At 70.9% G+C, this 11,193-nt stretch carries 10 protein-coding genes; 7 read left to right on the forward strand and 3 right to left on the reverse strand.

The genetic code is table 11. The features are described from left to right. The first annotated feature begins 19 nt into the window (after positions 1-19). On the forward strand, positions 20-1,144 hold the full coding sequence (locus tag ACF1ED_RS36630) for a CaiB/BaiF CoA transferase family protein (RefSeq protein WP_391767692.1): 1,125 nt from the start codon (positions 20-22) through the stop codon (positions 1,142-1,144). A gap of 96 nt (positions 1,145-1,240) precedes the next feature. Beyond that, the gene (locus ACF1ED_RS36635; RefSeq protein WP_391767693.1) at positions 1,241-2,449 is read left to right on the forward strand and encodes a CoA transferase; all 1,209 of its coding nucleotides are present in this window, start codon (positions 1,241-1,243) and stop codon (positions 2,447-2,449) included. A 106-nt stretch (positions 2,450-2,555) separates the two neighbouring features. Here the strand turns inward: ACF1ED_RS36635 and ACF1ED_RS36640 are convergent, their stop codons facing one another. The 3 genes from ACF1ED_RS36640 to ACF1ED_RS36650 are packed head-to-tail and all read right to left on the reverse strand — an operon-like array spanning position 2,556 to position 5,317. Continuing rightward, positions 2,556-3,374: an HpcH/HpaI aldolase/citrate lyase family protein gene (locus ACF1ED_RS36640; protein ID WP_391767694.1), complete on the reverse strand. Its 819-nt coding sequence runs from the start codon at positions 3,372-3,374 to the stop codon at positions 2,556-2,558. Beyond that, positions 3,371-4,324: a MaoC family dehydratase N-terminal domain-containing protein gene (locus ACF1ED_RS36645; RefSeq protein WP_391767695.1), complete on the reverse strand. Its 954-nt coding sequence runs from the start codon at positions 4,322-4,324 to the stop codon at positions 3,371-3,373. Before ACF1ED_RS36645 ends, ACF1ED_RS36640 begins: the two co-directional genes overlap by 4 nt. A gap of 45 nt (positions 4,325-4,369) precedes the next feature. After that, complete coding sequence (locus ACF1ED_RS36650) at positions 4,370-5,317, reverse strand: LysR family transcriptional regulator (RefSeq protein ID WP_391767696.1); 948 nt, start codon at positions 5,315-5,317, stop codon at positions 4,370-4,372. 262 nt (positions 5,318-5,579) lie between these two features. Here ACF1ED_RS36650 and ACF1ED_RS36655 point away from each other — a divergent pair, with 262 nt between their 5' ends. From ACF1ED_RS36655 to ACF1ED_RS36675, 5 genes are all read left to right on the forward strand, one after another. After that, a complete protein-coding gene (locus ACF1ED_RS36655) occupies positions 5,580-6,764 on the forward strand; it encodes a CaiB/BaiF CoA transferase family protein (RefSeq protein ID WP_391767697.1) in 1,185 nt (394 codons plus the stop codon). Positions 6,765-6,821: 57 nt separating this feature from the next. After that, positions 6,822-7,988, forward strand: a complete 1,167-nt coding sequence (locus tag ACF1ED_RS36660; RefSeq protein ID WP_391767698.1) for an acyl-CoA dehydrogenase family protein — start codon at positions 6,822-6,824, stop codon at positions 7,986-7,988. 89 nt (positions 7,989-8,077) lie between these two features. After that, positions 8,078-8,839 carry an electron transfer flavoprotein subunit beta/FixA family protein gene (locus tag ACF1ED_RS36665; protein ID WP_391767701.1) on the forward strand — a complete coding sequence of 254 codons (762 nt, stop codon included), beginning with the start codon at positions 8,078-8,080 and terminating at the stop codon, positions 8,837-8,839. A gap of 51 nt (positions 8,840-8,890) precedes the next feature. Beyond that, positions 8,891-9,853, forward strand: coding sequence for an electron transfer flavoprotein subunit alpha/FixB family protein (locus tag ACF1ED_RS36670; protein ID WP_391767699.1), 963 nt, complete (start codon positions 8,891-8,893; stop codon positions 9,851-9,853). Positions 9,854-9,937: 84 nt separating this feature from the next. After that, on the forward strand, positions 9,938-11,193 hold a 1,256-nt coding region (locus tag ACF1ED_RS36675), incomplete at its 3' end, for a 4Fe-4S dicluster domain-containing protein (protein ID WP_391767700.1).

Raw genomic sequence — 11,193 nt, forward strand, 5'->3', positions numbered from 1 at the left:
CGGTTGTCCGGGGTGCCGCGTGAGCGGCCCGCTGGAGGGCGTCCGCGTGGTGGCCCTGGCCGGCATGGGGCCCGTCCCGTTCGCGGGCATGCTCCTGGCCGACATGGGCGCCCACGTCGTCCGGGTGGCCCGGCCCGCGCATCGGGCCGCCCGCGCCCTGGGACAGACCGACGGACTGAGGGAGGAGTACGACCTCGGCAACCGCGGCGTCGACACGGTCTCCGTCGACCTGAAGGATCCCGACGGAGTGGAGTCGGTCCTGCGCCTCGTAGAGGCCGCTGACGTCTTCGTCGAGGGATACCGTCCGGGCGTGGCCGAGCGGCTGGGGCTCGGTCCGGAGACGGTGGGGGAACGCAATTCCGCGCTCGTCTACGCCCGACTCACCGGGTACGGGCAGAGCGGACCGCTGGCCATGACCGCAGGGCACGACATCAACTACGTGGCCCAGTCGGGGGCGTTGCACGCGATGTCCCGGGCGGGCGAGGCACCCCGCCCGCCGATCAATCTGCTCGGCGACTACGCGGGTGGCGGCACGATGGCGGCGTTCGGCATCGTCTGCGCCCTCCTGGAAGCCCGGAGTTCGGGCCGAGGACAGGTGATCGACGCCGCCATGACCGACGGGGTGGCGTTGCTGACCGCGAAGATCCAGGGGTTGCGGGCCGCCGGCCGGTACTCCGACGCGCCGGGCACGAACCACCTCGACTCGGGGGCGCCGTTCTACGACACGTACCGCTGCAAGGACGGCGGGTATCTGGCCGTGGGTGCTCTCGAGCCCGACTTCTACCGGGAGTTCGTCGATCGCCTCGGCACCGATGTCTCCGGCTGGCCGGAGCAGGAGGACCGGAGCGGCTGGCCGAGGTTGCGCGAGCTCATCGGCGCCGCGATCGTGACCAGGACCCGGGCGGAGTGGACGGAGGTGTACGCCGGCACCGACGCGTGCGTCACTCCGGTGCTCACCTTCGACGAGGCCGCGGACGATCCGCACAACGCGGAGCGCCGACTGTTCCAGCGCGTCGGTCAGGTCCTGCACCCGGCCCCGGCGCCGCGCTTCAGCCGGACCCCGGCTCATCCCCCCGTGGCGCCGAGCCCTGAGCGGCTCGATGTCCACCAGATGATCCGGTACTGGAACCCGGGGCGGAGCTGACGACCGCGCCGGGGGAGGGGGCGGAGCGCTCCGCCCCCCTCCCGCATCACCTAAATCGACGCATGATATTTGATGGATCCGTTTGAGAGGATGGCCATGCCCGTATCTTCCGGAGAACCCCACGAGCCCATACGACAGGGCTTGTTGGCCGGGCTGCGGGTGGTGGAGCTCTCCAGCTACGTCGCCACCCCGCTCTGTGGTCTCACCCTCGCCCAGCTCGGCGCCGACGTCCTCCGGGTCGAACCCCTCGGGGGAGCGGCCGACCGTACGCGCTGGCCGCTCGCGGACTCCGGCACGAGTCTGTACTGGTCGGGGCTGAACAAGGGCAAGCGCGCCGTGTCCGTCGACATGGCCTCCGCGGAGGACCGCCGGCGCGTGGCGGACCTGATCGTCGCGGGCGCGCCCTGCGTCGTCGTGAGCAACAGCGACCGTTACCCGGAACTGGGTTACGAGGAACTGCGGGCTCGGCGTCCTGACGTCATCCACGTCCTGCTCCAGGGACGTGCCGACGGTGGCGCGGGCGTCGACTACACCGTTCAGGCCGCCACCGGCTTCCCCTTGGTCACGGGGCCCGGTGGCAGCGACGCGCCGGTCAACCAGGTGCTTCCCGCCTGGGACATCGCGGCCGGTCTCTACCTGGCGGTCGGACTGCTCGCGGCCGAGCGGGAACGGCTCCGGACGGGGCGGGGGCGCCGGATCCGGGTCGCCCTCGACGAGGTCGCCCTCGCCACTGCCGGAAACCTCGGGTACCTCGCCGAGGCGCAGGTCACCAGCCATGAACGCGGTAAGTCGGGCAACGACGTCTTCGGCACGTACGGCCGGGACTTCGTGACTGCGGACGGCGAGCGCATCATGATCGTGGTTCTGACCCGCCGCCACTGGTCCAAACTGCTCGCGGCCACCGGCCTCACGGCTGCCTTCGAAGGGCTTTCGGACGCGCTCGGCGTGGACTTCTCCGGAGAGTCGCAGCGCTACGAGCACCGCGAACTGATCTCCACGCTCCTCGCGCGCTGGTTCTCGGCCACGCCGTACGCGGAAGCAGCCCGGCTCCTCGACGAGCACCGCATCCTGTGGGAGCGCTACCGGAGCTTCGCGGAACTCGGCCGTGACGGCGGTGCCGCCCTGCGCGGCAGCGATCTGTTCGCGGTCGTCGACCAGCCGGGCGTGGGCCCGCACCTGGCGCCGAAGTCACCGATCGTCGTCGACGGGGACCGCCTCGACCCGCTGCCGGCACCGGTGGTGGGTCAGCACAACGGGGAACTTCCGCCGTCCGTGGGGGACGACGGAGCACCGGCGGACGACTGATCCGACGGTACGCGTGTGGGCCCGGCCTCCTGAGGAGGCCGGGCCCACACGCGTGTGCCTCGGGCACCGGATCCGCCGGTGGGCGGTGCCACCCCGTACGCCGTCGTCAGTCGATCGCCAGAATGCGCCGGGCCCGGTCGAGGACCGGCTTGTCGACCATGTGCCCGTCGACCACCGTGACCGATTCGCCCGCGGTGAGCACTGACCTCGCCCAGGCCCTCTCGTCCTCGGTCGGCGCGAAGCCCTTCGCGACGACGGGGACCTGGCCGGGGTGGATGCACAGCTTCGCGGCGAAGCCCAGCCGGCGGGCATGCGCCACGTCCTCGGCCAGGAGAGCGAGGTCCTTCACGCTGGTCGTCACCCCGTCGACCGGAGCGCAGAGGCCGGCCGCCGCCGAGGCGGAGACCAGCCGCGCCCGGGCGTACGCGAGTGCCGCGCGGTCGTCGTGGGCGACGCCCAGCTGGCCGGCGAGGTCGACGTTGCCGAGCGCGATCCGCACCGCGCCGGCGGTGACGCACACCTCCGGTGCCCGCTCGACGCCGATGGCCGTCTCCACCAGCGGAATCAGCGCGGACTTCCCTGCCGTACGGCACGCGAGGTCCGCCAGTACGGCAGGATCCTCGGACTTCGGCACCATCACTGGTGCGCCGAGCCCGGCGGCCATCGCCAGGTCGTCGTCACTCCATGGCGTACCCGGGGCGTTGATACGGACCACCGCTCCGTTGCCCGCACCGAGCCATGCGGCCACGAGCTCGCGGGCACGTTCCTTGTCCGGCGCGGCGACGGCGTCCTCCAGGTCCAGGATCACCGCGTCCGCGTCCGTCGCCACGGCCTTGTCGAAGCGGTCAGGACGGTCCCCGGGCACGAAGAGGAAGCTGCGGGCCATCGTCAGGCGTCCGGCGGACAGGGGGAGCCGCGGGCTCATGCGAACGTCACCTCCGCCGTGGCATGGCGCTCCTCGCGATGGCTCATGATCCTGAGCGCGGCACCCCGCTCGCCCGGTGCGCCCGCCGCCAGCAGGCGCTCGCCCGCGAACGCGGGGCGGCGCAGCCGGTACGACAGGGACCCGACGGTCTTCCCGGGCGCCTCGCGCCGGACGAGCTCCAGCATCGCCAGGACCAGGAGGGGACCGTGGACGACCAGAGCGGGATAGCCCTCCTCACCGGTCGCGTACGGCACGTCGTAGTGGATGCGATGGGCGTTCGCCGTGAGCGCGCTGAACCGGAAGAGCAGGGCGGGGTCCGCCTCCACCGGCAGCTGCCAGGCCTCGTCGGACCGCGCGGGGGTGGTGGTGTCCAGTTCGGCCGGGTGTGCCGCGGCTCCCCGTCCGGACCGGTAGACGAGGTCCTGTTCCTCGATCAGGCACGTCGCGCCCTGCTGGAGGTACTCGGTGCGGACGGTCACGAAGAGCAGCTCGCCGGTGGAGCCCTGCTTCGTCGCCACTTGGCCCAGGCTACTGACGCGTCGCGTCGGTTCTCCGACCGTCAGGGGGCGCGTGATCGAGCAGCGTCCACCGGCGAACATCCTCTGGCGATCGGGGATCGGTGGCAGGAAGTGGCCGTCGGAGGGGTGGCCGTCCGGGCCCAGGTCCCTCTGCCCCGGCCACCTGAGGAAGTGGAGCCAGTGCCAAAGGGGCGGCAGGGCCGAACCGGTCGCGGCGGCGGGGGTCGGGAGGTCGAGGACCGCGGAAAGCGCGGCGACGGGCCCGGCGGACAGGGCATCGTGTTCGATGAGCGCTTCGGGGCTCCACGACTCCACGTACGGGCCCAGAGGGCTTGGGGGGATGGGCATGGCTCTCCTCGGCTGGCGACTGCGGAGTTCCATCATGTGCACTGATGAATAAGCCTGAGTAATAGAAATCCGTGATGGCCGCATGCTGAGGGGGAATGCGAGGGCGGCCTGGCCGGTCCCCGCAGCCTCTCAGGCCCCCTTGCCTCCGTTGTCGTGGAGCTCCGCGGAAGGCCACTTCCCGTCGCGCACAGCGGCCCGGATGCGATCGGTCAGCTCTCTCGCCACCACGCGCGCCGCTTGAGACGTCCGGCCGGCCCTGGCAGTGCCGAGCACGATCGAGCGCCACACCTCGGGGTCACACAGGGGAGCGGCACTCAAGGAGCCGTCGGCCACGTCCTCCGCGATCCCGACGCCCGGCAGGATCGTCCAGCCGTGCCCGGCGCGCACCAGCTGCTTCTGCACGTGCATCGAATTCGTCTGCACGACGAGGTTCATCTCCACCCGGGCCTGCGCGGCCGCCGAGTCGATCACCGAGCGCAGTCCGTGCCCCGACGCGGGGACGACGAGAGGGTGAGCGACAGCCTCCCGCAGCGGGACGGGCCGGTCCGCCCTCAGTCCGGCGGAGGCCGGCGCGACGGCCCAAAGGCGCTCCCGCACCAGAGGCTCGGCGTTGAGCGACGGGGTGCTGGCCAGGTTGTAGAGCAGGGTCAGATCCAGGTCGCCGTCGTCCAGCCACTGCTGCAGGTGGCCGGAGTACGCGGTGAGCAAGCGCAGGTCGATCCCGGGGTGATCGCGCAGTACGGCCGAAGCCAGAGGTTCGGCCAGCAGGCTGCTGGTGCTGTCGAGGAGGCCCACGGTCACGATGCCGGTAAGCACGCCGGGTGTCGGCCGGATCTCGGCGCGGGCCCGTTCCAGTTCGTTCAGGGCCCGTCGGGCCCGTTCGACCATCGTCGTTCCGGCGGCGGTGAGCTGCATGCCCTGACGCGTCCGCTCGAACAGGGCGACCCCGAGCTCCTGCTCCAACGTCCGGATCTGGCGGGTCACGGCGGGCTGGACCAGGTGCAGCAGCTCCGCCGCGCGGGTCACGCTGCCCGCCTCGGCCACCGTGACGAGGGCCCTGAGCTGTTTGACGTCCATCGGCTTCTCTCCTCCGCCCCATCCACAGCGGGCATGCATCTATCAAGAATCAGTATTTCACTTACCTCTCCATGAGAGTTGATGATGGCATCGCTGCCGGAATGAGGGTTCCGAGCGCGTGCCGTTCCCTGAGCGGCGCCGCAGGCGGCCCGAGGGCTCCCGCACGTGCCCTCCGCGTCGGCGGACCTCGCGTCGCCCCTTCGGGAGGTCCGCCGACGGCTCACCCGCAGCCTTACGCCCCGCACGCCCAGGAGGTCGGACCATGACCGCGCTTCCCCTCTCCGGCATCACCGTCGTCAGTGTCGAGCAGGCGGTGGCCGCCCCCTTCGCCACCCGCCAGCTCGCGGACCTGGGCGCTCGGGTGATCAAGGTGGAGCGCCCCGGGGAGGGCGACTTCGCCCGGCGGTACGACACCTCCGTGCACGGCCAGTCCAGCTACTTCGTCTGGCTCAACCGCTCGAAGGAATCGGTGACGCTCGACCTCAAGTCGCCCTCCGGTCGCGGGATACTGGAGCAACTCCTGCGCCGCGCGGACGTCTTCGTCCAGAATCTCGCCCCGGGTGCGGCCACCCGTCTCGGTCTCGACGCGACAGCCCTGAACCGGCGTCACCCGTCGCTGATCCCCTGCACCGTCACCGGCTACGGCTCCACCGGTCCCTGGGCCGACCGGAAGGCCTACGACCTTCTCGTGCAGTGCCAGACCGGTCTGGTCTCGCTGACCGGCACCCCCGAGGAGACCGCCAGGACCGGAGTGTCCATCGCGGACATCGCCGCGGGCATGTACGCCTACTCGGGCATCCTCACCGCCCTCCTCACCCGTGCCATCACCGGCGTCGCCCGCGCCGTCGAGGTGTCCCTCTTCGAGGCGCTCGCCGAGTGGATGAGCCAGCCCGCGTACTACACCCGCCACGGCGGCACCCAGCCCCCGAGGATGGGCACCCGGCACGCCACGATCGCCCCCTATGGCGCCTTCACCACCGCCGACGGCCGGCAGATCCTGCTCTCCGTCCAGAACGGACGCGAGTGGGCGGCGTTCTGCACCCGCCTCCTCGATCGCCCCGAGCTCGCCGGAGACCCGCGGTTCGCCACCGGATCCGGACGCGTCGCCCACCGCGAAGCCGTCGACACGCTCGTCGCCGAACGCTTCCTGCGGTCCACCGCCGACGAGCTGGCGGACCTACTGGACGAGGCGGGGATCGCCTGGGCGGGCGTCAACGACGTCCATGCCTTCCTCCACCACCCCGTGCTCGCCGCCCGCGGACGGTGGCAGGACGTCGCCGTCCCCGGCTCGGTCGTGCCGGCCCTGCGCCCTCCGGTGGACCTCGCCGGCACCGACCCGCGCATGGACCCCGTGCCCGCTCTCGGCGAGCACACGGAACCGATCCTCACCGAACTGGGCCACACCCGGCACCGGATCGAGGAGCTGCGGGCCGAGGGCGCGATCTGACCCGTCCGCCGGCCCGCCCCGGCGACATCGAACGACCCGAACCACGAGGAGTACACCGTGAGCACCCTGGACGCCCTCTCCGAGGACGAGCAGTTCGTCGTCAAGACCGTGCGCGACTTCGTCGACAAGGAGGTGAAGCCCGTCGTCCAGGAGCTCGAGCACGCCAACACCTATCCCGAGGCCCTGATCGAGCAGATGAAGCGACTCGGCATCTACGGCCTCGCCGTCCCCGAGGAGTACGGCGGCAACCCGGTCTCGATGCCCTGCTACGTGCTCGTCACCGAGGAACTCTCCCGGGGCTGGATGAGCCTGGCCGGCGCCATGGGCAGCCACACCGTCGTCGCCAAGCTGCTCGTCCACTTCGGCACCGAGGAGCAGAAGCGGCGCTACCTGCCCCGGATGGCCACCGGAGAGATGCGGGCCACCATGGCGCTCACCGAACCCGGCGGCGGCTCCGACCTCCAGGCGATGCGCACCATCGCCCGCAAGGACGCCGACGGCTACGTCGTCAACGGTTCCAAGACCTGGATCACCAACTCCCGGCGCGCCGGCCTGATCGCCCTGATGTGCAAGACCGATCCCGACGCCACCCCGGGGCACAAGGGCATCTCGATCCTCCTCGCCGAGCACGGCCCCGGCCTGACCGTCTCCCGCGACCTTCCCAAGCTGGGCTACAAGGGCGTCGAGACCTGCGAGCTGGCCTTCGACGACTACCGCGCCCCCGCCGACGCCGTCCTCGGCGGGGCCGAGGGCAAGGGCTTCGCCCAGATGATGAAGGGCCTGGAGACCGGCCGTCTCCAGGTCGCCGCCCGCGCGCTCGGCGTCGGCCGCGCCGCCCTGGAGGACTCGCTCGCCTACGCCCAGGAGCGGGAGTCCTTCGGCAAGCCCATCTGGCAGCACCAGGCCATCGGCCATTACCTCGCCGACATGGCCACGCAGCTCACCGCCGCGCGCCAGCTCACCCTGTACGCCGCGCGCGAGGCCGAGGCCGGACGCCGCGTCGACATGGAGGCGGGCATGGCCAAGTTGTTCGCGTCCGAGGCCGGCATGCAGATCGCGCTCAATGCGGTCCGCATCCACGGTGGTTACGGCTACTCGACCGAGTTCGACGTCGAGCGCTACTTCCGGGACGCTCCGCTGATGATCGTCGGCGAGGGCACCAACGAGATCCAGAAGAACGTGATCGCCGCCCAGCTCGTCAAGCGCGGCGGGCTCGACGCCTGACGGCGGCGAGCACACACGACAGGAAAGCGGTCCGTACGAGGGCCGGCACGGAGAAACAGGAGCGCCCCATCGTGAACATCGTCGTATGTGTGAAGTACGTTCCCGACGCGACAGGCGACCGGAAGTTCGCCGACGACCTGACGGTCGACCGCGAGGACGTCGACGGCCTGCTGTCGGAGCTGGACGAGTACGCGGTCGAGCAGGCGCTGCAGATCGCCGAAGAGGCTGACGAGGCTCATGTCACCGTGGTCACGGTCGGTCCCGAGGACGCCAAGGAGGCTCTGCGCAAGGCGCTCGCCATGGGCGCCGACAGGGCGATCCACGTCGACGACGAGGACGTGCACGGCTCGGACGTCATGGGCACCTCGCTGGTGCTCGCCAAAACGATCGAGAAGACCGGCTACGACCTGGTCGTCTGTGGCATGGCGTCGACGGACGGAACCATGGGCGTTCTGCCGGCGATCCTGGCCGAGCGCCTGGGCGTCCCGCAGGTCACGCTGCTCTCCGAGGTCAAGGTGGAGGGGGGACGCGTGACGGGTCGCCGTGACACCGACTCCGCCACTGAGCAGGTGGAGGCGTCACTGCCCACCCTGGTCTCGGTCACCGACCGCTCGGGCGAGGCGCGTTACCCGTCCTTCAAGGGCATCATGGCCGCGAAGAAGAAGCCGGTCGAGGAGCTGGAGCTCTCCGACCTCGACATCGAGGCGGACGAGGTCGGCCTGGCGGGTGCCTGGACGGCGGTCGACTCGGCGGCGCAGCGTCCGGCTCGGGCGGTCGGCACCGTCGTCAAGGACGAAGGAGACGGGGCCGCGCTCGTCGCCGCCTTCCTCGCGGAGCAGAAGTTCGTCTAGAACACCGCCTCGCAAGGCAGGAGTTCGCCCCCCACCCTAGGAGTTGTCCCCATGGCTGAGATTCTCGTCTACGTCGACCACGTCGACGGAGCCGTCCGCAAGCCCACCCTGGAGCTGCTGACCCTCGCCCGCCGTCTCGGCGAGCCGGTCGCCGTCGCGCTGGGCAACGGTGCCGCCGACACTGCCGCCGTCCTCGCCGAGCACGGCGCCACCCGCGTCCTGACGGCCGAGGCCGCCGAGTTCGCCGACTACCTGGTCGTCCCGAAGGTCGACGCCCTCCAGGCCGCCTATGACGCCGTGTCCCCGGCCGCCGTGCTCGTCCCGTCCTCCGCCGAGGGCAAGGAGATCGCGGCCCGCCTCGCGGTCCGCATCGGCTCCGGCATCATCACCGACGCCGTGGACCTGGAGGCCGGTGACGAGGGTCCGGTCGCGACGCAGTCCGCGTTCGCCGCCTCCTTCACCACCAAGTCCCGGGTCTCCAAGGGCACGCCGGTCATCACGGTCAAGCCGAACTCGGCCCCCGTGGAGGCCGCCCCGGCCGCCGGCGCCGTCGAGGCCCTGGCCGTCTCCTTCTCGGAGAAGGCCACCGGCACCAAGGTCACCTCGCGCACCGCGCGCGAGTCGACCGGCCGCCCGGAGCTCACCGAGGCCGCGATCGTGGTCTCCGGCGGTCGCGGTGTCAACGGCGCCGAGAACTTCGCCGTCATCGAGGCGCTCGCCGACTCGCTCGGCGCGGCCGTCGGCGCCTCCCGCGCCGCGGTGGACGCCGGCTGGTACCCGCACTCCAACCAGGTCGGCCAGACCGGCAAGTCGGTCTCCCCGCAGCTGTACATCGCGGCGGGCATCTCCGGCGCGATCCAGCACCGCGCCGGCATGCAGACCTCGAAGACCATCGTCGCCATCAACAAGGACGCCGAGGCCCCGATCTTCGACCTCGTCGACTACGGCGTGGTGGGCGACCTCTTCGACGTCGTCCCGGTCCTGACCCAGGAGGTCCAGTCCCGCAAGGGCTGACCACAAGCACATCCGTTCCCGGCCCGCCGGGTCCTCTCGGGGCCCGACGGGCCGGTTCCGTACCATTGAGAAGGTGACCCGCTGATGCAACCCGCCGCGATCATCGTGTCTCTGCCGCCGGCCGTGATCGGCATCGTTCTCTTCGTGCGGGCAATCGCGCGGATCTACCGCGTCGTGCGCCTCGGCCAGCCGGTCCCGGCCGGCACCCGCACGGACAACCCCTACCAGCGCAGCCTCACCCTGGTCCGGGAGTTCCTGGGCCACACCCGGCTGAATCGATGGGGGATCGTCGGCTTCGCGCACTGGTTCGTCGCGGTCGGCTTCTTCGCGCTGCTCCTGACGATCGTGAACGCCTTCGGCCAGCTCTTCCGGGCCGACTGGCTCGTCCCGATCGTCGGCGACTGGCTGCCGTACGAGATCTTCACCGAGTTCCTCGGTCTGATGACGGTCCTCGGCATCGTGACCCTCATCGTCATCCGACAACTGAACGGGCCCGCGAGAGCGGGCCGCAAGTCCCGCTTCGCCGGTTCCAAGGTGGGCCAGGCGTACTTCGTCGAGACCGTCATCCTGACCGTCGGCGTCTGCATCATGACGCTGCGCGCCCTCGAAGGAGTGCAGCACCACGTCACCGCCTGGGAGCCGGGATTCTTCGCCTCGTACCCGCTGATCGCGCTCCTGGACGACCTGGACCTCGGCACGGTCCAGAACCTCACCTACTTCTTCGCGGCCCTCAAGATCGTTACTTCCTTCACGTGGATGATCGTGGTCTCGCTGAACACCAACATGGGCGTGGCCTGGCACCGCTTCCTCGGCTTCCCCAACATCTGGTTCAAGCGCAACGCCGACGGCGCCACCGCGCTCGGCGCGCTCCAGCCGATGACGACCGGCGGCAAGCCGATCGACTTCGAGGACCCGGGCGAGGACGACGTCTACGGCGTCTCCCAGGTCGAGCAGTTCTCCTGGAAGGGCCTGCTCGACTTCTCCACCTGCACCGAGTGCGGCCGCTGCCAGTCGCAGTGCCCCGCCTGGAACACCGGCAAGCCGCTCTCCCCCAAGCTCCTCATCATGTCGCTGCGCGACCACGCGCACGCCAAGGCGCCGTACCTCCTCGCGGGCGGCGGCAAGGACATGGAGGGCAACGAGAAGGCCACGCCCGAGCAGCTCAAGGACGTCCCCGCCGCGGCCCTCGCCGAGGCCGAGCGCCCGCTGATCGGCACCGCCGAGGAGAACGGCGTCATCGACCCGGACGTCCTGTGGTCCTGCACCACCTGCGGCGCCTGCGTCGAGCAGTGCCCGGTCGACATCGAGCACATCGACCACATCGTCGACATGCGCCGCTA

This window comes from Streptomyces sp. NPDC014656 (assembly GCF_043084305.1).
Classification (GTDB): domain Bacteria; phylum Actinomycetota; class Actinomycetes; order Streptomycetales; family Streptomycetaceae; genus Streptomyces.

Coding starts and splice junctions, on each gene's coding strand:
- ACF1ED_RS36635 (WP_391767693.1), top strand. CDS start 1,241: ATGCCCGTATCTTCCGGAGAACCCCACGAGCCCATACGACAGGGCTTG.
- ACF1ED_RS36640 (WP_391767694.1), bottom strand. CDS start 3,374: ATGAGCCCGCGGCTCCCCCTGTCCGCCGGACGCCTGACGATGGCCCGC.
- ACF1ED_RS36645 (WP_391767695.1), bottom strand. CDS start 4,324: ATGCGGCCATCACGGATTTCTATTACTCAGGCTTATTCATCAGTGCAC.
- ACF1ED_RS36650 (WP_391767696.1), bottom strand. CDS start 5,317: ATGGACGTCAAACAGCTCAGGGCCCTCGTCACGGTGGCCGAGGCGGGC.
- ACF1ED_RS36655 (WP_391767697.1), top strand. CDS start 5,580: ATGACCGCGCTTCCCCTCTCCGGCATCACCGTCGTCAGTGTCGAGCAG.
- ACF1ED_RS36670 (WP_391767699.1), top strand. CDS start 8,891: ATGGCTGAGATTCTCGTCTACGTCGACCACGTCGACGGAGCCGTCCGC.